A 22,939-nucleotide genomic window follows, 5' to 3' on the forward strand; every position below is an offset into this window, starting at 1 on the left:
GCCGCTGCACGTCCGAGCGCTGCTGGACCGCGCTGCGGCGGGCGACCCGCAACGCCCGCAGGGCCTCGACCCGCCCGTCGCGGAACTTCGGTGTTCCCGTGCGGCGTTCGGCGAGCGCGGCCCGGGCCGCTGCCTCGGCGTCGACCGGGTCGGACTTGCCCTGCCACCGACGTGCCTTGCGGTCCGGGCGGTCGATCTCGACCACCCTCACGTCACTTTCACGCAGGTGGCGGGCGAGTCCGGCGCCGTAGGCGCCGGTGCCCTCGACCCCGACCACCAGCAGGGCCCCGAAGGACCGGAGCCAGGCCAGGAGCTTGCGGTAGCCGAGCGCGGAGGCGGGAAACTGGGCCGAGCCCAGGACCCGGCCCGCCGAGTCGATCGCGGCCGCGGTGTGGGTGTCCTTGTGGGTGTCGACGCCGCCGGTGACCTCGACCTCGTGCTGTGACATCGTGGGGTGTGCCGTCCTGTCCATTCGACCGGGTGGGTTGGCACCCGTCGGCCGGGAGGACGGACAAGACAGTGATGGGGCCTCTGGCCAGGCTCTTATGAAGTCACGTCCCCCGGCCCGACGGATGCGGGCGAGCGTCCCCCGGACAGAGCCGACAGATCCCGTTGAGGACCCTGAGTCAGTCAGGTGCTGGGTCAGACCCCGCCGGGGAACGCTCACGTACATCCTCACTGTCAGGTGCGAACGCCCCGCTCTCCCCGCCCGCGTCGGTGGCGGTTCGGGTGCCCAACAGCTGGCGGATCACAGCGCACCACCCCCGCCGTTCCACGCCGCGTCGTGGAGCGCTCCCTCCGGGGGCTGATCCTCGGGGGTGTCCTGCTCGGTCTCCTCCTCGTAGGCGGGGGCGGTGGTGGTGATGACGTCATGCGCGCCGGCCATGTCGGAGGAGGGCGGGATGAGACTGTCGGGATTACACGCGGCGGCGAGCACGGCCGTGGCCTGACCCGCGTCCAGCGGTGTCACCGTGATCCCGACAGGCCCGAGCAGCTCGGAGGCTTCCTCCACCCGGCGCGCCAACCGTGCTTCGCCGGCCCGCCGCGCCGCGTTCCCGACCTCCGCTTGTCGGTTCCGGCCGCCGCGCCGGGGCGTCCGACGCGGGCCGCCGAAGGAGAGATCGGCTGGCCCGGTGGTGCGCAGCGGTTCCCGGATCACCAGCAGGACCTGGCGGCGCAGCAGGTTGCTGGTCTCCCGCAGCTGCTCCAGGTAGTCGGCGTGTTCGAGCGCGGCGTGCTCCAGCGCGGGATGCGGGAGATGCGGAGCGTCGCTGCGCAGCTCGGCGATCTGCGCGGAGACGTCGAGCCGTTCGGCGCGCACCACGATCTGGACCGGTGCGGTCAGTGAGTGCAGGTAACGGCCGAACGCCGCGGTGAGCGATTCCTGTTCGGCGGGGGTGCGTAGGGCGAAGTTAACCGTGGAGCAGACGGCGACCACCGCCATGCCGTCCCGGCCCAGATCGATGACCCCGGCCTCGGTGACGGACTGGGCTGGCAGCCGCAGCGGGGCGGGCGAGATCTGCCCGGTGGGCTGGGCCGGTTCGTCGGCCGGGTGGGCGCGGGCCGCGAGCCAGGCGGGGGCGGGTTGCACACCTTCTGGTGCGGCGATGCGGTAGCGGGGGGAGAGGCGTTGGCGTAGTGCGGCGAGCAGGAGTCGATCCAGCGGCAGGCCGTCCCGTCGCCCCAGGGCCAGGAGCACCGCGACGCCGGCCAGGGGAAGCGCGGCGACCAGGAAGGCGCCGACGGGCAGCAGAGTTCGGGTGGCGGTGTAGAGGGCGTAGAGGATGGTCGCGGCGCCGGAGAGCAGGAGGACTTGGCGTGCGGTGAGACCGGCGAGGATGGTGTCCTCGCGATCGACGTCCGCCGGGATGTGTACCGGGGTGCTCATGGTGGACTCTCCTTTTACGGATTCCTCGGCGGGCGTGGTGGCGGAGAACTGAACGTGGTCCGGCGCGGGGGCTGCCGGCGCGGTGGCGCGGGGATGTTGCCGCTCGGAGGGGTGGGGGAGCGGAAGGTGGTTCCTGCCGGTGGCCGGTTGGACTGGCGTGGTGGCGGGGTGGGTTGGGGGTTGGGCTGCTGGAAGCGCGGGCGGCCGGGTGCGGTGGATGGCCGCCCGGCGCGTGGCTGGGCGCGCTGGCCTTGGCCAGGAGCACGGAAGTGCGGCTGCCCGGGTGGTCCAGCGGGCGGAGGTGGGGAAGTGGTGGGTGAGCCCGGGGAGTTCGGCGCCTGGAAGCGAGGCATGCCCGGGGCGTGGCTGGTTCGGTAGGGCGGGGGAGTGGATTGCTGGTTGGGCTGCTGGAAGCGCGGGCGGCCAGGTGGCCGACGCTGCGGCCCCGGCAGATGCGCGGGCATGTTCGGGCCTCCTGCGGGTGGGCGATGCCGTCGGGTGTTGGGATGGGGGCCGGCACCGGGCCCCGGGCCACGGCCACTGCCTCTGCTGCCGCGCCCGGGGGCGGGGCGGGGGCCGGAGCCTCCCCCGCGCAGCAGGCCGAAGGTCTTGTACGCCAGGACGGCCCCGGCCAGCCGGCCGACCGCCGAGGGGCCGAGCGAGGTGAGCTTGGTGGCCGAGAGAATCCAGAACGGGATCTTGAAGAGGATGTAGAGCAGGGCCAGGGCGACCAACATGTTGGTCAACCCGGTGGGGTTGGAGCCGATGAAGGCGAATCCCTGGCTCGACAGGAAGACGTTCAAGGCGGCGATCAACGTCAGGGACTGTGCGACCTGGATGGCCAACAGGCCGGCGAACGCGCGCCACCACCATCGGGCGATCGCCTCGGTCCCCGGCAGCGCGTGACACATCAGCGCCAGCGGGGCGGCGGCCAGCATGATCGTGACCAGGGCGACCCGGATCACATAGGTGACCAACACCGCCACCAGAAATCCGGCGACGGCCAGGCCGAGCAGGATGGTGAACATGCCTGCATCGCCGAGCGCGCCCAACACCATGTCGGTCAGGGCGACCCTGGGGGCATCCGGATCGATGCCCTGACTCGCCAGGGCATCGGAGAGTCCGTTGGCCAGGACGATCATCCGGGTCGCGAAGAACAGGGACAGGGCGGAGGCGAGGAAGCCGACGACCAGCCTGGGAGCGATCTCCCGGACGGTGTACTGGGTCTGCAGCGTCTGGTAGCTCATCACGATGAGCCCGCCGGCCATCACCAGGACCGTGTAGGCGGACAGCGCGATGTACCAGGAGTTCGACCACAGACGATCGACATGCGGCAGCTCGTTCGGGGTCGGCGTGGTCAGCAGCGTCTCGCCCAGCAGCTCAAGCAGCGGATTGAGCGCGGCGACGGCCAACTCGACGAAGAACGCGTTGATCGCCGAGGTGATGCCCTCGAAGACCCACCCCGCCATACCACCGGGCCCGCTCGGCGTGTCCGGTTCCTCCCGCTCCTCGCCACCATCCGGATCGTCCGGCACCGGATCGGGATCCCGGGGCAGCGGCTGCGGGATGCAGTCCCAGTCCTCCACCGGGTCACACGGGGAGGCGGGCGCCGCCACCGGTGCCGCTGAACTGGCGTACGACGCAGTGGGGTCGGGCTGGGGGCCGTCGCCGAAGAGGCCGAGGAGCGCCACAGCCGCCCCCGCGCCCAACACCCACAGCGCGCGGGCACGTTGACCTCGGCGCCTGGCCGTGCGGCGGCGTCGTTTCGGGGGCTGGGCGCGGGGCATCGTCGACTACTCCCCGACGATTCCCTGGAGGACGGCCACGATCAGCGGCGCGAGCGCCGCGATCCCGTAGCCCCAACCAGCCGACTTGAAGGCCCTGTTGGAGCGCTCGATCTCACCCGGGTCACCGGTGGCCATCATGCGGATCACCGCGCCGACCGAGAGCATCACCGTGGCCAGCAGGGCGGCGAGTCCCATGATCCAGTTCCGGACGTTGCCCAGGACCCCTTCGAAGGAGTCCTCCGCCGCCAGAACCTGAAGCGGCTGCGCCGTCGCGGGTGAGGCGAACAGCAGGGGCAGGGCGATCACTGCGGCGACGATGGTCAGCTTGTGCCGACGCCGCAGTGAGAGGGAAAGCCGGGGTATCAGGCGCATCGGGGTACCTCCGAGGACTCGGTTTCCGGTCGGTCGGGCGTGCTTCGCCCGCACTGGAGAAGGCCGGAATCCGAGTCCTTTTTGGACACCGCACGAGCAACTTTCTTCGTTTGCTCAGTTCGCGCACGACTCCGGAGATTGACTACTTGCTGTGAGGCCTGTTCGGCCGGCGGGCGGCTCAACTCGGCGGCGACGTGGTCGGCGACCGGGTCGGTGGAGTCGCCCGGGTCGGCAGGCTGGCGCAGATAGTCGGTCAGGTGACGCTCGGCGCGTTGGCGGGCCTTGTAGGCCGACGCGACGGTTACCTGGTGGTCGGCCGCCCACCGACCGACCGGGACGTCTTCGAGTCGGGTGGAGCCGATCAGATCCGCCTCGGTCCGCGTCAGCACTCCCTCCCGGACCGCCCGTGCCAGGACGAGGTCCGGGTGACCCCACGGGGGCGCGGGCGGCGTGGAGCGAAAGCCGGGCGGCACAGGGGTGGGTGCGTCCAGCGCCTCGAACAACGCGGCCATCCCGGCCCGGTAGGCCGCCCACCGCAGCCGTGGCAACACCTGCGGCCGGTCGATGTCCACGGTGGCGATGGCTCCGATGAACCCCGCCAGAACCTCGGCCTGGACATCGAACGGATCACCGGGGTAGCGGGATGTCAGCCACCGAGCGGTCGAAACGAGTGCCGGCAGCGCCATCCCGGTGCACGCCAGCGTCCAGGTCGCCCCTTCGCTGCGCGCCCGCTTCACCAGCTCGGTCCACACCGCATCGCGAGTCGCCTTCGGGCAACTGCGGCGCATCAACCGGTCGCGCAACTCGTCCAGCGGCAGCACCCGGTTGGGCAGCCCGCGAACGGCACGTACATCCAAAGCCAACGGCCTCGGCCCGGTCACCAACCAGCCGAAGCACACCCGCGCGGTATCCAGCGGAAGCTCCCGGGCTCCGGCCGCAGCCCGATCAGTTGACGGTATAGCTCTCATCAGAGCGTCCCCTTCTCACGGTCGAGAAATGACGCCCAAATCAATGCATCCCGGCGACAAGAAAGAGACAAGGAAACGACAACGCGGAACAAGAAGATCGGCTTGCAGGGTGTCGAATCACTTAAAGGAAGCTGAACAAGAGCAAGGCTCTCAGGCGGGAATCGAGGTACATCCGAGGCGGTGGGCCGCGTGCCTGTGGGGCCGCTTAAATGGTGTTTGAGCTGCGGCTTTAAGTGGCGCGTCACCCTGTCTTAAGTGGCGGAAGCGTCGTGTCCGCAGCCCTGCTGGCCCGCCTTGTGGGATCTCCCGGAAGAGGGGACCCTATTTCTTTCGGGAGAGCAGCAGCGATGCGGCATATTGGTGCGCGGAAAGGGATGGCGGCCGGGAGCGAGAGGGAGTGGTTGGCTCAGCTCGTCCACTGGTCCTTCCGCTGCGGGCGTCGAGGCCACTTGAAAAAGTCCGGGAGTCGGTGTCCAAAAACGGCCCAGATTCCGGCCTCTTGAGTGTCTGAATCCTCCACCGACCTTGGAAGGCCGCATGACCTCAGGCCCTGAGCACAATCTTCCGTCCGACGGTACGCACAGCCACGACGGCTCGACGCCACTGCGTCACTTCCGCCGACGCCCAGCCACCGTGTGGCCTCTGCCCCAACAGCGCGCGGTCGCGCCCTCCCCGCCCCGGCCCGCTTGGTTGGAAGCGGCCGTTCACCGCGTTGCCACTACTTACTCCCGCCGTGGAAGTCGCGTGCTCCTCCTCGCTCCGCCGGCACCCGATCGCGCGTCGGGGGCGAAAGCCGGCGATGCTGAAGGGGGAACCCTCGCCAGCCTGCTGGCCTCCGCCGAGTTGCTGTCCCGACTCAACCGACCCGCCGACGTACGCGCCCTCACCTACCCGAGTCCTACCGACTCCAGCGCTCCCCAGCCCGCCGCCGGATACCGACCCCGACTGGTGGTATCGGCTCCGTTGGTCTCTCCCCTCGGGCCGACCGACCACCGACCCGACCGGTCCGGGCAGTCGGTCGCCGTGGGCGCCGCCGACCGCTACTCCCTCGTGATCACTCCCGTGGATTCACAGCCGGCCGACTGGGCCACGAGAGTGGCCTGGGACGACCTGCTGGTTCCCAACGGCATCCTCGCCGTCATAACCCAAAGTGACATATCCAGGAGATCCCCAGGCCCCGCAAGTCGTTTGCTGGCGCACCTCTCAGGCCGGGGTGAGATGGCTCTGCTCGACCGCATTGCCTTCTTGGCAGCCACCAATGAAGTGCCCTCCGGAGCTTCACCGGCAACTGACGTCGGAGCAGGGGCGCATACCGAACTGCTGCTCCTTACCCGCGTGGCCGCCGCCGGCAGTCGGACGGGGGTGGGCCGTTGAATTGGCACCCGTTGCCCGAACTGCCCGCGGTGGCCTCCGAGGTGCCGAGCCGAGGGGCGATGCCGGTGGTCTGGCCGACCGGCCAACGAGGCACGCACCTGGTCGAGCACGGCTACCTCCCGGACACCGAGCGGGATCACCTCCGCGTCCCGCCGGCCACAGCCGCCTACGCCGTCCGGGCCTTGACCAAGCCCGGCGACATGGTGCTGGACCCCGACTGCGGCGCCGGAACAGTCCTGGTCGAAGCCCTGCACTGCGGGCGCCACGCCGTCGGCGTTGCCCGGGGCCGCCGCTGGTGGGCCCTGGCCCGTGCCAACCTCACCGCCGCCAAACGCCAAGGCGCCGCAGCCGATGGGATGGTGCTGCCCACCAGCCGAGCCGGCGACCTCACTGGCAGCGCCGACCTGATCCTGACCGCCTGGCGCCACCCCGCCGACGGCAGCGGCGCGCGCGGAGACCGGCTCACCGAGATGCTGGCCTGGTCCCGGGACGTGCTCAAACCGGGCGCGCATCTGGTGGTCGTCGCCCGCCCACAGCGTCGCCTCGGCTACCTGCTGGACGGACCCGGACATGTTCAGCGGGCCGCCCTCGCCGCCCGTCTCGTCCCTATCGGGCGCTGCATCGCGCTGCAAGTCCCGCTGCGCCACGGCGAACTGGCCCTCCGCGTGAGCAGGGCGCAACAGCGGGCCGTGGCCCGCACCGAGCGCCTGACCGGCCACCCCATCGCGCTGACCGCCCACCACGACGTGCTGGTCTTCCGCTCACCCCACCTCTCCACCCAGGCCGCTGCCGCCGAACCACCGGCCGACGCGCCCATCCCGCAGCGGCTGCTGGCCCGCCCCGAACGCAGCGTTCGCGAACTGGTGGGAGGCGCCGCGTGACGCCCCCGTACTTCGACCGCCACCGGATCACCCTCTACACCGGCGACGCCGTGGACGTCCTCGCTCAACTCCGCGACGGCAGCGCGGACTGCGTCGTCACCTCACCCCCGTACTGGGGCCTGCGCGACTACGGCACCGGCACCTGGACCGGCGGCGACCCGGCCTGCCCGCACGTCCTTGGTGGCAGCCCGCGCGTCTGCCGGCGCTGCGGCGCCGCACGCCACGACCAGCAGTGCGGACTCGAACCCACCCTCAACGACTACATCGACAACCTGCGACGGGTCTTCGCCCAACTCCACCGCGTCCTGTCCGACACCGGCACCCTCTGGCTCAACCTGGCCGACTCCTACTCGACCACACCCCCCGGCCGCACCGCCGAACCGATGGGCACCAGCACCCTCACCAGCCGCGCATCGGCCCGACGGCTACGGGACAGCGTGCGGCACGCCGCCGTCGACCGCACCGGTGAACTGCCACAGAAGAACCTCCACGGCCTGCCCTGGCGAGTGGCCTTCGCCCTGCAACGCGACGGATGGATCCTGCGCAACGCGGTGGTGTGGCACAAACCCAACGCCATGCCGCAGTCGGTCACGGACCGGCTGTCCTGCCGATACGAGCTGCTGTTCCTCCTCGTCAAGCAACGCCACTATTTCTTCGACCTGGACGCCATCCGCGAACCACTCGCCCGCGCTGAGGCACAGGGCGTGGATGCCGGCCGCCGGGCCCATGCTGGCCATAGCGCCCGCCGCCGCTCAAGCGCTCGTGAGGCCGCCAAATACACCGACACCGGTTCCTTCATCGAACGACCCGGCGCCGGGCTCCGGCCCACCGGGCGCAAGCACACCTCCGTGCACCCCCGGGGCAAGAACCCCGGCGACGTGTGGACGCTGCCCACCCGACCGCTGAAAGCCGCGCACTTCGCCGCGTTCCCCGTCGACATCCCGCTGCGGTGCATCGCCGCCGGCTGCCCCGAGGACGGAGTCGTCCTGGACCCGTTCTCCGGCAGCGGCACCACCGGCCTGGCCGCCCGCCAACTCCGCCGCTCCTACGTCGGTATCGACCTGCGTGACGACTTCCACGCCATTGCCCTGGACCGCCTCGGCCTGAGCAGATCCGACGCACACTGTGACCGAACGGAGCGGCCCGAATGACGCCACCGCCCCGGGAGCACTACGCAGACAACCGGATCAGACTGCTGGTCGGTGACGCGCTCGCCGCGCTGCGCGAACTGCCCGACAACCTGGCCGACTGCGTTGTCACCTCCCCGCCCTACTACTGGACCCGCGACTACGACATCGACGGGCAGTACGGGCTGGAGGCGACACCCCAGCACTACCTCGACACCCTCCGGACCGTCATATCCGAAGTGCACCGCGTGCTCGCCCCGCACGGCACGCTCTGGCTCAACCTCGCCGACAGCTACTCCCAACGCACCGCCGTCCGCCGCTCCTCCCACCAGGACGGTCTCCACGGGGAACGAGGCGCCCGCCCGGCCTGGCGAGAGCTGACCAAGGCCGGCCGCACCCGACACCCGGCCCAGAACCTCATCAACGGCCGGCCCGTTCCCGAGAAGAGCCTGCTGCTCCTACCCGAACGGCTGATCCTGGCGCTCCAGGACGACGGCTGGCTGCTCCGCTCGAAGATCGCCTGGGCGAAAACCGCGTGCCTGCCCGACCCGGCAGCCGACCGACCCGCCCGCCGCTGGGAACCACTCTTCCTCCTCACCAAGAACCGCCGCTACCACTACGACAGCCAGGCGGCCCCGAGCGGGGATGTGTGGACCCTGTCGGTCAGCCGGGGCGCCGGCTCACATGCCGCCAGCTACCCCGTGGACCTCGCACAACGGTGCATCGCCGCCGCCTGCCCGGACAACGGGCTCGTACTCGACCCGTTCTCCGGCAGCGGCACCACCGCCCTGGCCGCCCACCGCCTCCACCGCCGCTACCTCGGCATCGACCTACGCCCCGACTACCACGACATCGCCCTCGCCCGCACGGGCCGCCAACGCCCTCAGCGCGAACAGCAGAGGAGAGGCGCGAAGGCATGACGGCCCGCCACCACCCCTCGCTCGTGACATATCTAGATGAGGCCTCCTTTTTCGCCCGGCCTGCTGTAGGCTCCGGGGCCCTCTACGGAGATCCGGACAGAACGGGTGTTGCACTTCCGGATGGTGCCCGTGGGTGACCACGACGAGCAGCCACGACCGATGACCAATCGGTCGGCCGAGGAACTGACCGTTCTGGTGCCCGATCAGCCTCCGGTGCTCAACCCGGTGGCGGCCCGTGCGCTGCTGCGGCTGTTGCGGATCGCCCACCAGCGGCGCACCAGGAGACCGGGAGAACACGGCCTCGGTGACGAGAACACCGGGGCACATCAGTCGGAAAGGAGGGCTGCATGACGACCAGGTTCGCTTTCGCTGGGCGATGCTCCACGGAGGATCTCCAGGATCCGGAGTCTTCCCGTGCCTGGCAGATCACCCGAGCCGAGGCGCTGATCGGGGCGCATGGGCAGATCGTGGCGGAGTTCTTCGACTCCGGACAGTCCCGGTCGATCCCCTGGGCGCGCAGGCCACGTGCCGCCGCGTTGCTGGACGCCCTCAAGGATCCCCACCGTAGCTTCGACGCCGTGGTGATCGGCGAGCCGCAACGTGCCTTCTACGGCAACCAGTTCGGCCTGACGTTCCCCATCTTCACCCACTACGGAGTGCCCCTGTGGGTGCCGGAGGTCGGCGGTCCCGTGGACCCCGAATCTGAAGCCCACGACATGGTGATGTCCGTCTTCGGCGGGATGAGCAAGGGTGAACGCACCCGGATCAAGATCCGGGTGCGCACCGCGATGTCCGCCCAGACGAAACTCGAAGGCCGCTTCCTCGGCGGACGTCCCCCGTACGGGTACCGCCTCGCGGACGCCGGAGCGCACCCCAATCCCACCAAGGCCGCCGACGGACGTCGCCTCCATCGCCTGGAGCCCGACAAGGACACCGCTGCGGTCGTCCAACGGATCTTCGTCCACTACAGCGCCGGACGCGGGCTGTACGCCATCGCGGAAGCCCTCACCCGGGCCGGCATCCCCTGCCCCTCGGCCCACGACCGGGCCCGCAACCGCCACCGCAGCGGCGTCGCCTGGTCCAAGGGAGCGGTGCGCGTGATCCTGACCAACCCCCGCTACACCGGCCATCAGGTGTGGAACAAGCAGCGCAAGGACGAGGTCCTCATCGACGTCGACAACGTCGCCCTGGGCCACGAGACGAAGCTGCGCTGGAACGACAAGGAGACCTGGGTCTGGTCCACCAGCATCGTCCATGAACCGTTGATCGACATGGAGACCTTCCAAGCGGTCCAGCAGATGCTCGCCGGCAAGGGAACCGGCCGTAAGCACCGCGAACGCCAGACCACCCGGCACCCCTACGTGTTCCGGGGACTGCTCCGCTGCGGCATCTGCAACCGGCGAATGCAGGGCCAGCAGAGCAAATTGCGCCTGTACTACCGCTGCCGCTTCCCCAACGAGTACTCCCTGGCCAACACCGTCGACCACCCGCGCAACGTCTACCTCAACGAGGCCGATCTCCTGCCACGGCTCGACGACTGGCTCGCCGGTGCCTTCGCTGCCGACCGCCTGGCCGACACCATCGATCGGATGCAGACCGCCCAGCCCGACATCACCCCTGCCCCGGCTGCCGAGAGCGCCGCACGGGTGATCGCCGACTGCGATGCCAAGCTCGCCCGCTACCGAGAAGCCCTCGAAGCCGGCACCGACCCCAAGCTCGTCGCCGCCTGGACCGCTGAGGTCCAGGCCCGCCGAGCCGAAGCCGCCGCGCGGAGTCGCAAGGTCTCCGCACAGCGCAGGATGACCAGGGAGGAGATCCACCGCATGATCAAACCGCTCGGATCGATCAGAGAGACCCTCGCCACCGCGGACCCGGAGGCGAAGGCCGACGTCTACCGGAGTCTGGGCCTGACCCTGACTTACCAGCCCGAGAAACAACTCGTGCGGGTCGCGGCTAGCCTCGACCCGCACGAGTTGGGGATAAAGTCCGTGTCCGAGGGGGGACTTGAACCCCCACGCCCATAAGAGGGCACTAGCACCTCAAGCTAGCGCGTCTGCCATTCCGCCACCCGGACAACAGGTGTGTGCGTGGCCGATGGCCACGTTGACGTGGGAAACCATAGCAAAGGTCGGCGGGGGTGATCGGGGGCGGGGCTTGGGGAAGGTGGGGGCGGGGAGGGAGGATGAGGGGAGGCATCGCAGGAGGAGGCAGCGTGAGTGAGACCAGCCCCGACCGGGACGGCGGCGTCCGTGGCACCGCGGAGCGGGAGGTCGTGGATCTCTGTCGCGATCTGATCCGTATCGACACCAGCAACTACGGGGACGGCTCCGGCCCCGGTGAGCGCGTGGCCGCCGAGTATGTGGCGGAGAAGCTGGCCGAGGTCGGGCTTGAGCCGCGGATCTTCGAGTCGCAGCCGGGTCGGGCCTCCACCGTGGCGCGCATCGCCGGCGAGGACCCGTCCCGGCCCGCGCTGTTGATCCACGGTCACACCGACGTGGTTCCGGCCAACGCCGAGGACTGGACGCACCATCCGTTCTCCGGCGAGATCGCGGACGGCTGTGTCTGGGGCCGGGGCGCCGTGGACATGAAGGACATGGACGCCATGACCCTGGCCGTGGTGCGCGACCGGCTGCGCACCGGCCGGAAGCCGCCGCGCGACATCGTGGTGGCCTTTCTGGCCGACGAGGAGGCCGGCGGGATCCACGGGGCCCGGTATCTCGTCGACAACCACCGCGATTTGTTCGAGGGCGTCACCGAGGCGATCAGCGAGGTCGGGGGGTTCTCGTTCACCGTCAACGAGAATCTGCGGCTCTATCTGATCGAGACCGCCCAGAAGGGCATGCACTGGATGCGGCTCACCGTGGACGGCACCGCCGGGCACGGTTCGATGACCAACAACGACAACGCCATCACCGAACTGTGCGAGGCGGTGGCCCGGCTGGGCCGGTACAGGTTCCCCGTCCGGGTGACCAAGACGGTGCGTTCCTTCCTCGACGAACTGTCCGACGCGCTGGGCACCCCGCTCGATCCGGAGAACATGGAGGAGACGCTCGCCAAGCTCGGTGGCATCGCCAAGATCATCGGCGCCACCCTCCAGAACACCGCGGCCCCCACCCAACTCGACGCCGGCTACAAGGTGAACGTCATCCCGGGCCAGGCGACGGCCGCCGTGGACGGTCGCTTCCTGCCCGGCTTCGAGGAGGAGTTCCTGGCCGATCTGGACCGGGTGCTCGGGCCCCGGGTGCGGCGGGAGGACATCCACAGCGACAAGGCCCTGGAGACGAGCTTCGACGGAGCGTTGGTGGAGGCCATGCAGTCCGCGCTGGTCGCCGAGGACCCGGTGGCGCGCGCCGTGCCGTACATGCTTTCCGGGGGTACGGACGCCAAGTCCTTTGACGATCTGGGCATCAGGGGCTTCGGGTTCGCCCCGCTGAAGCTGCCACCGGAGCTGGACTTCGCCGGCATGTTCCACGGGGTGGACGAGCGGGTGCCGGTCGACGGCCTCCAGTTCGGCGTGCGGGTGCTCGATCGCTTTATCGACCAGTGCTGACCAGTGCTGATCGGGTAGGAGGGGCCAACCGCGCGTCCGGCCGGTCAATAATCGGTCGGGCGTGCGGAATTCCTCAGGTCAGGTGAATGATCGCGAGGTTTCGTGCCCTTGTTTTGGCCTTCTCGTTGCAACACATGCGGTCCCCGGCTGGGACCCGCGTTGTCCATGAGGAGGAATTAATGATCAAGAAGGTCGTCGCCACTGCGGCTGCCGCCAGCGGTCTGGCGCTGGCCGGTGCCGGGCTCGCCGTCGCGGACTCCGGCGCCGTCGGCGCTGCCGCCAAGTCGCCCGGTGTGATCTCGGGGAACACCATTCAGGTGCCGATCCACGTGCCCGTCAACGTGTGTGGCAACACCGTGAGCGTGATCGGTCTGCTGAACCCGACGTTCGGCAACGTCTGCGTCAACAACTAGAGCCAACTCCCCCATCTCCACGAGGGCTTGGGCCAGCGGTCCCGGAGCGTGCGCACACGCTCCGGGACCGCTCAGGGCTCTACGTCGGGCGCGGGTGCCCTCACCCCCCACCCCGCGACCCATCCCAACGCAAGGCAGGGAAACAACCATGCGACAGGTCACGCGTAACGGCCTGCTCACCGTATTCGCCGCCGGCGGCATGCTGGCCGCCTCCGGTGGAGCGGCCTGGGCCGACTCCGAGGCGGAGGGTGGAGCCGCCAACTCACCCGGGGTGGTGTCCGGGAACAGCGTTCAGGCGCCGATCCATGTGCCCGTCAACGTGTGTGGAAACACGGTCAACGTGGTGGGTCTGCTGAACCCGGCGTTCGGCAACACCTGCGTCAACGCGGGTGGCGGGGGCACGGGGGCCGGCGGTTCGGCGAGCAACTCCCCGGGCTTTGTCTCCGGCAACCAGGTGCAGGTGCCCGTCGAGGTGCCGGTGAACGCCTGTGGGAACGGCGTCTCGGTCGTCGGGGTGGGCAACTCGGCCTCCGGGAACGGCTGCGCCAACGGCGAACTCCCCGAGCCGACCGAGCCGGAGCCCGAGCAGCCGGGCCCCGAGCAGCCGGCGCCGAACCCCAACGACCCGGAGCCGAACGAGCCGAAGACCCCCGGCGAGCGGCCCGAGACCCCGGTGGAGCAGACCGAGCCGGTGGTCGACACCTCCGAGGTGGTGCCGGCCGAGGAGCCCACCCCGAGCGGGGAGGGCACCCAGCTGGCGCAGACCGGTAGCAACTTCGCCCTGGTGGCCGCGCTGCCCCTGGGCGCCGGTCTGCTGCTCGGCGGCACCTTGCTGTACCGCAGGTCACGGTCGGTTCAGCAGGGCTGAGGCAGCTTGGGCCGAGCCCATCGGCCACCCCAGACGAGTGGGACCCGACATCGGGCCCACTCGTCGCCATGCCTCCGGACGCCGCGCGTCGGCGCCCGGGCACCCAGCCGCTCGTCACCCGGTCCCATGGCTCACCAGGTGGCCCTGAGTTGGCGGATGATGCGGCGCTTGAGACGTACCCGGCGGCTGCCGTCCGGATACAGGCGGAGCTTGGCCAACTCCCAGTGTCCGTACTCGGCGTGTTCGGTCAGCAGGCGTGTGGTGGCCGCGCGGGAGACCCCACGTGGCACATACACATCGCGAAACTCATATTCCGGCATCGAATCTATTGTGCGGGCAAGCCCTGGATGCCGATACCGTCTGCACCATGTCTGATGCTGTGCAGCCGACGGCTGCCGAAGTCCGCGCCGCCGCCGACGCGCTCAAGGAAGCGCTCGACCGGCACCTGGCCGCCATTGAGCGACGCGCGGCGGCCCCCGAGGCGGAGATCGAGGCAGCTGACGCCGCCGTCTTCGCCGCGTTCAACGAGATGGCGGCCGCGGGCGAGGTGTACGACGAGCTGCTGTACGACGTCTACGACGAGGTCACCCCCTTCGAGGTGCCGGCCTCCGAGGGCGCCACCTACGAGGGCCCGGAGGACCCGGAGGTGTTGAGCGTCTTCCTCCGCCGCGACTACACCGTCGCCGAGCCGCAACGGGTGATCGCCCAGGCCGAGCGGGTCGCCGAGCTGGATCCCGAGGACGCGGAGGCGCCCGAGCCGGCGGCCGAGGCGCCGGCCGGCCGCAGCGTCAGGGCCGCGATCGGGGTGCTCTTCGGCGAGTACGACCCGGACGAGATCGCCTCCCGACACGAGGAGTTCGGCCTCGCGGAGGGGGACGCCACGCTCTGGGTGACCGCCCAGCCGGAGCCGGCCGAGCCGGGCGAATGGCTGGCGTCGCCCTTCGACGCGGTCGATCCCGAACGGGTGATCTGCCGCTTCGACATCAGCGACGCGTTTGACGACGACGATCTCGACGCGGTGGACGAGGTGCCCCGCTGGCTCGGGTCCTGACCCCCTGGGGCAGGACCCGAGCGCCGCTCAGCCCGCCGTGTCCGACCGCGGCTGCTCGCGCAGCAACGTGCGCAGCCGCGTGGCGCGTTCGCCCCTCGGCGGCGCCGCCACCGCGTCCGCCAACGCGGGGCCCGGGCCCCGCACCACGGAGAGATGGCGCTCGGCCCGGCCGAACGCCGTGTACACCCAGCGGCGATCCAGCACGCCTCCGGCCTCGCCCGGCGGCACCACCACCACGGCGGGCCAGCGCAGCCCGGCCGCCTGGTGGGCGGTGATCGCCCAGCCGGGCCTGAGGGTGCCGGCGACCGCGTCCTTCGGCACCGCGAACCGCCCCGCCCCGTCGGCCAGCCAGAGCCCTTCGGCGTCCGCCTCGACCACCGTGGCCAGCCGGGTGTGGTTGGGGGCGGGGGAGTACGCCACCCGGTCGCCGGGATCGAAGCCGGCGAACCGCCCGGGGCCCGCGTTCAGCCGTTCCTTGACGGCCGCGTTGAGCGCGCGGGTGCCGAGCGGGCCGCCGTGCGAAGCGGTGATCACCTGCACCTCGTCGGCCGATGTCCCGAAGGCCCGGGGGATGGACTCGGCGACCAACTGGACCGCGCGGTGCACCGCCTCGCCCGGATCGCCGACCGGGACGATCACCACCTCCCGCTCGGGCGCGGCCACCTGCGACAGCTCGCCGACGCCGACGCCGGAGACCAACTCGCCCAGCGGGCCGGGATCGGGGGTGCGGGAGACGACGCGGGGGCAGCCGCCCGAGGCCAGCAGATCGGCCAACACCTGCCCAGGGCCCGCCGAGCCCAGCAGCAGCGGATCGCCGCTGAGCACCAGCCGGCAGCCGTCCGGCAGCGATTCGACCAGGGCGGCGGCCGGCTCGGCGCCCAACAGGCCGGCATCCATGACCACCAGCAGATCGACGGGCCACAGACCCTCGGCGTCCCGCGCCGGCCCCTCCCGGCCCGCGAGCAGCCCGGCCACCGTGACCGCCGCCTCGGCGGCCTCGGCGCCCAGCGCGGCGGCCAACCGCCGCCGCCCGTCCGCCTGATGGGCCGCGAGGCAGACCCGAAGGCCCAGCGCGCCGGCGGCGGCCGCCAGCGCGACCGGCTCGGCCTTGGCCGTCTCGCCGCCGGTGTGCACCACCACGGCCGACGCCGCCACCGCCGCGATCAGCTCGGCCGCCGAGGGGCCTGGCGCGGCCGCGCCGGCCTCGGCCCAGCCGGCGGCCGCCGGGCCGGCCGGCGGCTCGAACGTGCCGCGCAGCCGGGCGAGGCCGTCGGCAAGGCTCTCCTCGGCCAGCCCGTAGCGGTCCAGCCCCACCGAGACCCGCACGGCGGGGGCCTCCCCCTCGGCCGGCTCGGGGGCGTCCTCGTCGCGGTCCTGGAAGAGCAGCAGGGCGCCGGCCTCGACGGCGGCCCCGACGGCCTCGTCCGGCGCCGGGACCCCGTGCTCGGCCAGGCCGTCGGCCAGCGCGCCGGGCGTGAGCACGGTGTGCCCGACCAGCGCCGCGCGCTCCAACAGCCAGCCCACCAGAGCCTGTCCGCGCCGCTCGTCCGCCGGGCCGGCCTCGGCGCCGAGCAGCGCCCTGGCGAACTCGTCGGCCTGGTGCGGCTGGACGCCTGGCGCGGCCAGCAGCCGCCAGGGGTCGGCGCGCAGCTCCTGCTCGGCGCTCTCGCCCAGCGCGGCCGCCACCCCCGCCGCCAGCGCCTCGGGCGCGCCGCCCGCGGCGAGCAGCGCCGGCAGCCCCGGCGGCACCGCCGCCGGGCCGCCCCCGGCCGGCGGCGCGGCCGGCGCCGCCGGGCTCTGGGCCCTGGCCGCGGGCGGCCTGGGCGGCGGGGCCGGCCGGTTGAAGAAGGAGGCGGCGGGACGCTCCCCGCTCTCCACGGCCCGCACCGCGGCCCGCAGCGCCGCCGCCGGATCCGCGGCGTGGTCCACGGCCGGATCCGCGGCCCGGTCCGCGGCCGAAGGGGCGTTCTCCGAGGTCACAGGGAACTCCAGTCCTGGTCGGGGTAGTGGTGCACCGGGGCTGAGACATCGTCGAGCGCCCGGCGGATCTCATCGGGAAGACTAAGTCCCTCCACTGACAACGCCTCGTCGAGCTGGCGCACCGTGCGAACGCCGATGAGCGGCGCGACCACGCCGGGCCGGTCCCGTACCCAGGCGAGCGCCACCTGGGCCGGGGTCACCGCCAGGCCGTCGGCCGCTATCGCCACCGCGTCCACCACCCGGCCCGCCGTCTCGTCCAGATAGGGCGCGACAAAGGGCGCCAGTACCTCGTCGGCGCCCCGGGAGTCGGCGGGCCTGGCCCCGTCGCGGTACTTGCCGGTGAGCACCCCGCGCCCGAGCGGGGACGAGGGCAGCAGTCCGATGCCCAGGTTCCTGGCCGCCGGCAACACCTCGCGTTCCACCCCGCGTTGCAGCAGCGAGTACTCCATCTGGGTGCTGGCCAGCCGGGTCGCCGCGCCCGGCACGGCCAGCTGCCAGGTCGCGGCCTTGGCGAGTTGCCAGCCGCAGAAGTTGGAGACCCCCGCGTACCGGGCCCGCCCGCTGCTGACGGCGGCGTCCACCGCCTGCAGGGTCTCCTCCAACGGGGTGTGCGGGTCGAAGGCGTGCACCTGCCAGAGGTCGACATGGTCGGTGCCCAGGCGCCGCAGCGAGGCGTCGAGCGCGCCGAGGAGATGGCCGCGCGAGGTGTCGAACCTGCGGTCCGGATCGGGCACGCTGCCGGCCTTGGTGGCGATCACCAGGTCCTCGCGCGGCACCAGGCCGTCGAGCAGCCGCCCGATCAGCAGTTCGGCGCCGCCGTCCGCGTAGACGTCGGCGGTGTCCAGCAGGGTGCCCCCGGCCTCCCAGAACGCCCGCAGCAGCTCGGCGGCGCCGCGTTCGTCGATCTCCCTGGCCCAGGTGAGGGTGCCGAGTCCGAGCCGGGAGACGCGCAGGCCGGTATGGCCGAGGTGCCTGAGATCCATGGGCGTTGAGCGTACTTGCGGCCACGCGCTACAGTCCGAGGGACCGGTGCGTTACCGGTGAGTAGGCGTCGGTGAAGGGATGCTCATGCGGCTTGGGATCAACCTCGGCTACTGGGGTGCGGGAATGGACGCGGACAACCTCGCGGTGGCCCAGGAGGCGGATCGGCTCGGCTACGCGGTCTGCTGGGCGGCCGAGGCCTACGGCTCCGACGTCCCCTCGGTGCTCTCCTGGGTGGCCGCGCAGACCGAGCGGATCGACGTCGGTTCCGCCATCCTGCAGATCCCGGCGCGCACCCCGGCGATGACGGCGATGACCGCCGCCACCCTGGACAATCTCTCCGGCGGGCGCTTCCGCCTCGGCATCGGCGTCTCGGGCCCCCAGGTCTCGGAGGGGTGGTACGGCGTCCGCTTCGACAAGCCGCTGGCGCGCACCAGGGAGTATGTGGAGATCGTCCGCAAGGCGCTGTCCCGGGAGCGGCTGAGCCACCAGGGCGAGCACTGGACGCTGCCGCTGCCCGAAGGGCCGGGCAAGCCCATCAAGCTCACCGTGCACCCGATCCGGGAGCGGATCCCGGTCTACATCGCGGCGATCGGCCCCAAGAACCTCGAACAGACGGGGGAGATCGCCGACGGCGCGCTGCTGGTCTTCTTCTCCCCCGAGCACGCCGAGGAGACGACGCTGCAGCCGCTGCGGGCCGGCCGCGCCAAGAACGGTCAGACGTTGGACGGGTTCGATCTGGTACCGACGGCTCCGCTGGCCGTCGGTGACGATCTCGCGGCGCTCGCCGACCACTTCCGTCCGTACACCGCGCTCTATGTGGGCGGGATGGGCAGCAGGAAGCAGAACTTCTACCACCGGCTGGCCCATCGGATGGGCTTCGGCGAGGCGGCCGACACGATCCAGGAGCGGTATCTCGCCGGGGACAAGGCGGGCGCGGCCGCCGCCGTTCCGCACGAGCTGATCGACGCCACCACCCTGATCGGCCCGGTGGAGCGGATCGCCGACCGGATGCGGGCGTTCGCCGAGGCCGGCGTCACCACGCTCTCCCTGGCACCGGCGGGACTGACCCTGGAGGAGCGCCTGGCCTCGCTGCGCGCCGGCGTGACCGCCCTGGAACGCGCCGGCCTCGCCTGAGGCCCCGAGGCCCCGAGGCCCCGAGGCCCCGAGGCGCGCCCCGGGCGGTTCGACGGGTTTCAACGGGTTCAACACCGCACCCCCCGGGGGGATTACCTCCCCCCGGGCCCGCCGCGCCGCCCCGGTCGGCTGCTCTAGGCTGGTCGGCATGCCCACGCTGCTGCTTCTCCGGCACGGCCGGACCACCGCCAACTCCTCCGGCCTGCTCGCCGGGCGTACCCCAGGCGTCGATCTGGACTCCTACGGACAGGAGCAGGCCAGGGCGCTGCCGGAGCGCCTGGCCGGGATTCCGTTGGCGTTGGTCGTGCACAGCCCGCTGCTGCGCTGCGCGCGCACGGTGGCGCCGCTCGCCGAGGCGCGCCCCGAGCTGCCTCTCCACGAGGACGAGCGGGTCACCGAGTGCGACTACGGGCAGTGGACCAACCAGCCGCTCAAGGAGTTGGCCGAAAGCCCACTGATGCGGACCGTCAGGGCGCAGCCGTCGGCCGTGGTCTTCCCCGACGGGGAGTCGCTGCGGGCCGTGCAGGGGCGGGTGGTGGACGCCGTCCGGGACTGGGACGCCCGGGTGCGCGAGGAGCACGGCCCGGACGCGATCTGGCTGATGTGCACCCATGGCGACAACATCAAGGCCATCGCAGCCGACGCCCTGGGCATGCATCTCGACCTGTTCCAGCGGCTGTTGCCGCATCCCGCCTCGATCACCGCGATTCGCTACGCCGAACCGCCGTTGCTGCTGCGCTTCGGCGACACCGGGGACCTGGGCGAGTTCGTGCCGCGCACCGAGGCCGCCGCCAGGGACACCGCCGAGTCCACCGAGACCCCGGTGGGCGGCGGTGCCTAGGCGGAGTGATCGCCAAGGGCAGTAGGGTGCTCGTGTCCCAGCAATCAATCCCCCGGAGCAGTACGTGTCCCGTCAGGTCTTCCTCTACGACCCTCCCGAACGCTTTGTCGCCGGGACTGTCGGGTTGCCTGGCCGCCGTACCTTCTTCCTGCAGGCGTCGGCGGCGGGCCGGACCACCAGTGTCGCCCTGGAGAAGGCACAGGTGGAGGCGCTCGCCGAGCGCATAGACGAGTTGCTGGACGAGGTGGTCAGGCGGTCGGGCGGCAACACCTCGGTCCCCGCCGTGGCGCCCTCGGAGCTGACCGACACCGCCCCGCTGGCCTCCCCGGTCGATGAGGAGTTCCGCGTCGGCACCATGGCGCTGGCCTGGGACGGGGAGGCCGAGCGCCTGATCGTCGAGGCGCAGGCGCTGGTCGAGCTGGAGGCGGAGTCCGAGGAGGAGTTCGCCGAGGCCGAGGAGCGGCTGCTGCGGGACGACGAGAACGGTCCGCCGATGCTGCGGGTCCGGCTCAGCGGGACCATGGCCCGCGCCTTCGCGAAACGCGCCCTGGACGTCGTCAACGCCGGCCGGCCGCCCTGCCCGTTGTGCAGCCTGCCGCTCGACCCGGAGGGACATGTATGTCCGCGCCAGAACGGATACCGTCGCAGCAGGGCGTGACCACCCAGGAGGTCCTTTCCCAGGGCGAGTTGACGGTGGTGGGGCGGATCACCGACGCCTCCAACGCGGTGCTCTACGGACAGGTCGAGCTGGCCGGTCGGCGGTTGCGCTGCGTCTACAAGCCGGTCTCGGGGGAGCGCCCGCTGTGGGACTTCCCTGACGGCACGCTGGCCGAGCGCGAGGTCGCCTCCTACGAGGTGTGCCGGGCGCTCGGCTGGGATCTGGTGCCGCCGACCGTGCTGCGGGACGGCCCGCTGGGGGACGGGATGTGCCAGCTCTGGGTGGGTCCCGCGCCCGAGGCGGCGGACTTCGCGCGGGGTGCCGAGAGCCTGCTGGCGCTGGTCGAGGGGGAGCATCCCGAGCCCGGCTGGAAGGCGGTCGGCTTCGCCGAGGTGGCCGAGGGGCGCACGGCCCTGCTGGTGCACGCCGACGACGCCAGGCTGCGGCGGCTGGCCACGTTGGACGCGGTGATCAACAACGCCGACCGCAAGGGCGGGCATCTGTTGCCGCTGCCCGACGGCCGGCTCTACGGCATCGACCACGGCGTCACGTTCCATGTCGACAACAAGCTGCGCACCCTGTTGTGGGGGTGGGCCGGGGAGCCGCTGCCCGCCGAGATCCGGGTCGCGCTGGGCCGGCTGGCGGCCGAACTCGCGGACGACCGGCCGCTGTTCGGCCGGCTGGGCGAGCTGCTCACCGAGGCCGAGTGTCAGGCCGTCAGGGAACGGGTTGCCGCGCTGCTGGCCGCCGGCAGCCATCCGGCGCCGAGCGGCGAGTGGCCCGCGATCCCCTGGCCGCTGGTCTAGGGGGCCTACCGGACGGGGCCGGCCCGCGTGGGGTCGGAGGCGAGGTCGTGCCCGGCACCCGGCTGCGGTTAGGCTCGTGGCATGTATGCCTGGCCCGCCTCAAAGGTTCCCGTTCTGCCCGGTCAGGGCCCAGATCTCACGGTCCATGACACATCGAGGGGCCGTCTCCGCACCCTGGAGCCCGGCCCCGTCGCACGACTCTATGTGTGCGGTATCACCCCCTACGACGCCACCCATATGGGACACGCGGCCACCTACACCGCGTTCGACCTGGTGTACCGACTGTGGCTGGACTCGGGACGCCAGGTGCACTACGTGCAGAACGTCACCGACGTCGACGATCCGCTGCTGGAGCGGGCCGCGGCCACCGGCGTCGACTGGACCGAGCTGGCCGAGCGGGAGACCGCGCTCTTCCGTGAGGACATGACCGCGCTGCGGATGCTGCCGCCGCAGCACTATGTCGGCGCGGTGGAGGCCATACCCCGGATCGTGCCGGTGATCGAGCGGCTGCGGGCCGCGGGGGCGGCCTACGAGCTTGAGGGCGACTGCTACTTCTCGGTGGAGTCGGATCCGCGCTTCGGCTCGGTGTCGGGGTTCGACGCCGCGCTGATGCGGGAGCTGTCCGCCGAGCGCGGCGGCGATCCCGAGCGTCCCGGCAAGAAGAACCCGCTGGACCCGCTGCTGTGGCGGGCCGTGCGGCCGGGGGAGCCGTCCTGGGACGGTGGCGCCCTGGGCCCGGGCCGTCCCGGCTGGCACGTGGAGTGTGTGGCCATCGCGCTCGACCATCTGGGCATGGGCTTCGACATCCAGGGCGGCGGCTCCGACCTGGTCTTCCCGCACCACGAGATGGGCGCGTCGCACGCGCAGGTGCTGACCGGCGAGTTCCCCTATGCCCAGGGCTATGTGCATGCCGGGATGGTCGGCTACCAGGGCGAGAAGATGTCCAAGTCCAAGGGCAACCTGGTGCTGGTCTCGCAGCTGCGGAACGACGGTGTCGACCCGGCCGCGATCCGGCTGGCCCTGCTGGGGCGCCACTACCGCTCCGACTGGGAGTGGACGGACGCGGTGCTCGCCGAGGCCGTGGCCCGGCTGGCGCGCTGGCGGCACGCCGTGTCCCGCCCCGAGGGGCCCTCGGCCGACGGCCTGATCGCCGAGCTCAGGGCGGCGCTGGCGGACGATCTGAACGCGCCCGGGGCGCTGGCGGCCGTCGACCGCTGGGTCGAGACACAGGAACGCGAGGGCGGTACGGAGACCGGCGGGCCCGGGCAGGTCTCCCGGGCCGTGGACGCGCTGCTCGGCGTCGCGCTCTAGCGTCACGTCCGGCCGTCGGGGACATG

The 22,939-nt window shown here is 71.6% G+C and carries 22 protein-coding genes and 1 tRNA gene; 14 read left to right on the plus strand and 9 right to left on the minus strand.

Annotated elements, in window-relative coordinates; genetic code table 11:
* The 5 genes from AOM46_RS24715 to AOM46_RS24735 all read right to left on the minus strand — a co-directional run.
* Nucleotides 1-448: transposase (locus AOM46_RS24715; protein WP_158920619.1), on the minus strand; the 448-nt coding region annotated here is incomplete at its 3' end.
* Nucleotides 449-748: 300 nt separating this feature from the next.
* Nucleotides 749-1,888 carry a PrgI family protein gene (locus AOM46_RS24720; protein ID WP_067226567.1) on the minus strand — a complete coding sequence of 380 codons (1,140 nt, stop codon included), beginning with the start codon at nt 1,886-1,888 and terminating at the stop codon, nt 749-751.
* A 14-nt stretch (nt 1,889-1,902) separates the two neighbouring features.
* Nucleotides 1,903-3,675, minus strand: a complete 1,773-nt coding sequence (locus tag AOM46_RS24725; protein WP_158920621.1) for a hypothetical protein — start codon at nt 3,673-3,675, stop codon at nt 1,903-1,905.
* A 6-nt stretch (nt 3,676-3,681) separates the two neighbouring features.
* Nucleotides 3,682-4,047 carry a pilin gene (locus AOM46_RS24730; protein ID WP_062215275.1) on the minus strand — a complete coding sequence of 122 codons (366 nt, stop codon included), beginning with the start codon at nt 4,045-4,047 and terminating at the stop codon, nt 3,682-3,684.
* Complete coding sequence (locus AOM46_RS24735; RefSeq protein WP_234313987.1) at nt 4,038-4,868, minus strand: hypothetical protein; 831 nt, start codon at nt 4,866-4,868, stop codon at nt 4,038-4,040. The genes AOM46_RS24730 and AOM46_RS24735 overlap by 10 nt, the downstream gene beginning before the upstream one ends.
* Before the next feature lie 1,532 nt (nt 4,869-6,400).
* Between AOM46_RS24735 and AOM46_RS24740 the strand changes: the two genes are divergently transcribed.
* From AOM46_RS24740 to AOM46_RS24760, 5 genes are all read left to right on the plus strand, one after another.
* Nucleotides 6,401-7,270 (plus strand): DNA methyltransferase, encoded by an 870-nt coding sequence (locus AOM46_RS24740; protein ID WP_062215279.1) that lies wholly within the window; start codon nt 6,401-6,403, stop codon nt 7,268-7,270.
* Nucleotides 7,267-8,421 carry a site-specific DNA-methyltransferase gene (locus AOM46_RS24745; protein ID WP_062215282.1) on the plus strand — a complete coding sequence of 385 codons (1,155 nt, stop codon included), beginning with the start codon at nt 7,267-7,269 and terminating at the stop codon, nt 8,419-8,421. The genes AOM46_RS24740 and AOM46_RS24745 overlap by 4 nt, the downstream gene beginning before the upstream one ends.
* The gene (locus AOM46_RS24750) at nt 8,418-9,317 is read left to right on the plus strand and encodes a site-specific DNA-methyltransferase (protein WP_062215284.1); all 900 of its coding nucleotides are present in this window, start codon (nt 8,418-8,420) and stop codon (nt 9,315-9,317) included. The genes AOM46_RS24745 and AOM46_RS24750 overlap by 4 nt, the downstream gene beginning before the upstream one ends.
* Nucleotides 9,318-9,476: 159 nt before the next feature.
* Nucleotides 9,477-9,668, plus strand: a complete 192-nt coding sequence (locus AOM46_RS24755) for a hypothetical protein (RefSeq protein ID WP_158920623.1) — start codon at nt 9,477-9,479, stop codon at nt 9,666-9,668.
* Nucleotides 9,665-11,341, plus strand: coding sequence for a recombinase family protein (locus AOM46_RS24760; protein WP_078857168.1), 1,677 nt, complete (start codon nt 9,665-9,667; stop codon nt 11,339-11,341). The genes AOM46_RS24755 and AOM46_RS24760 overlap by 4 nt, the downstream gene beginning before the upstream one ends.
* On the opposite strand, the gene AOM46_RS24765 is transcribed toward AOM46_RS24760, so the two are convergent.
* A tRNA-Leu gene (locus AOM46_RS24765) sits at nt 11,307-11,391 on the minus strand. The two genes, AOM46_RS24760 and AOM46_RS24765, sit on opposite strands and share 35 nt — an antisense overlap.
* A 138-nt stretch (nt 11,392-11,529) precedes the next feature.
* Here AOM46_RS24765 and AOM46_RS24770 point away from each other — a divergent pair.
* From AOM46_RS24770 to AOM46_RS35950, 3 genes are all read left to right on the plus strand, one after another.
* A complete protein-coding gene (locus AOM46_RS24770) occupies nt 11,530-12,867 on the plus strand; it encodes a M20/M25/M40 family metallo-hydrolase (RefSeq protein WP_062215288.1) in 1,338 nt (445 codons plus the stop codon).
* Nucleotides 12,868-13,046: 179 nt separating this feature from the next.
* Complete coding sequence (locus AOM46_RS24775; RefSeq protein WP_062215290.1) at nt 13,047-13,280, plus strand: chaplin; 234 nt, start codon at nt 13,047-13,049, stop codon at nt 13,278-13,280.
* 148 nt (nt 13,281-13,428) lie between these two features.
* Nucleotides 13,429-14,148 carry a chaplin gene (locus AOM46_RS35950; protein WP_062215292.1) on the plus strand — a complete coding sequence of 240 codons (720 nt, stop codon included), beginning with the start codon at nt 13,429-13,431 and terminating at the stop codon, nt 14,146-14,148.
* Nucleotides 14,149-14,279: 131 nt separating this feature from the next.
* Here AOM46_RS35950 and AOM46_RS24785 read toward each other — a convergent pair whose 3' ends face one another.
* A complete protein-coding gene (locus AOM46_RS24785) occupies nt 14,280-14,468 on the minus strand; it encodes a DUF5703 family protein (RefSeq protein ID WP_062215294.1) in 189 nt (62 codons plus the stop codon).
* 47 nt (nt 14,469-14,515) lie between these two features.
* On the opposite strand from AOM46_RS24785, the gene AOM46_RS24790 reads away from it, so the two are divergent.
* Nucleotides 14,516-15,199, plus strand: a complete 684-nt coding sequence (locus tag AOM46_RS24790) for a hypothetical protein (RefSeq protein WP_062215296.1) — start codon at nt 14,516-14,518, stop codon at nt 15,197-15,199.
* A 27-nt stretch (nt 15,200-15,226) separates the two neighbouring features.
* On the opposite strand, the gene AOM46_RS24795 is transcribed toward AOM46_RS24790, so the two are convergent.
* Nucleotides 15,227-17,128: an AAA family ATPase gene (locus tag AOM46_RS24795; RefSeq protein ID WP_062216225.1), complete on the minus strand. Its 1,902-nt coding sequence runs from the start codon at nt 17,126-17,128 to the stop codon at nt 15,227-15,229.
* Between the two features lie 47 nt (nt 17,129-17,175).
* Entirely contained in the window at nt 17,176-18,162 is a 987-nt protein-coding gene (locus AOM46_RS24800; RefSeq protein WP_062215298.1) for an aldo/keto reductase, read from the minus strand.
* Between the two features lie 85 nt (nt 18,163-18,247).
* Here AOM46_RS24800 and AOM46_RS24805 point away from each other — a divergent pair, with 85 nt between their 5' ends.
* The 5 genes from AOM46_RS24805 (at nt 18,248) to mshC (ending at nt 22,913) form a co-directional block, all read left to right on the plus strand.
* Nucleotides 18,248-19,297, plus strand: coding sequence for an LLM class F420-dependent oxidoreductase (locus AOM46_RS24805; RefSeq protein ID WP_062216227.1), 1,050 nt, complete (start codon nt 18,248-18,250; stop codon nt 19,295-19,297).
* A gap of 148 nt (nt 19,298-19,445) precedes the next feature.
* Nucleotides 19,446-20,138 (plus strand): MSMEG_4193 family putative phosphomutase, encoded by a 693-nt coding sequence (locus AOM46_RS24810; RefSeq protein ID WP_062215299.1) that lies wholly within the window; start codon nt 19,446-19,448, stop codon nt 20,136-20,138.
* 64 nt (nt 20,139-20,202) lie between these two features.
* Complete coding sequence (locus tag AOM46_RS24815; RefSeq protein WP_062215301.1) at nt 20,203-20,796, plus strand: DUF3090 domain-containing protein; 594 nt, start codon at nt 20,203-20,205, stop codon at nt 20,794-20,796.
* Entirely contained in the window at nt 20,757-21,602 is an 846-nt protein-coding gene (locus tag AOM46_RS24820) for an SCO1664 family protein (RefSeq protein WP_062215303.1), read from the plus strand. Before AOM46_RS24815 ends, AOM46_RS24820 begins: the two co-directional genes overlap by 40 nt.
* Before the next feature lie 81 nt (nt 21,603-21,683).
* Entirely contained in the window at nt 21,684-22,913 is a 1,230-nt protein-coding gene (gene mshC, locus AOM46_RS24825; RefSeq protein WP_062215305.1) for a cysteine--1-D-myo-inosityl 2-amino-2-deoxy-alpha-D-glucopyranoside ligase, read from the plus strand.
* The last annotated feature ends 26 nt before the right edge of the window (nt 22,914-22,939 follow it).

The organism is Streptomyces sp. NBRC 109706 (genome assembly GCF_000974485.1).
Classification (GTDB): Bacteria; Actinomycetota; Actinomycetes; order Streptomycetales; family Streptomycetaceae; genus Streptomyces.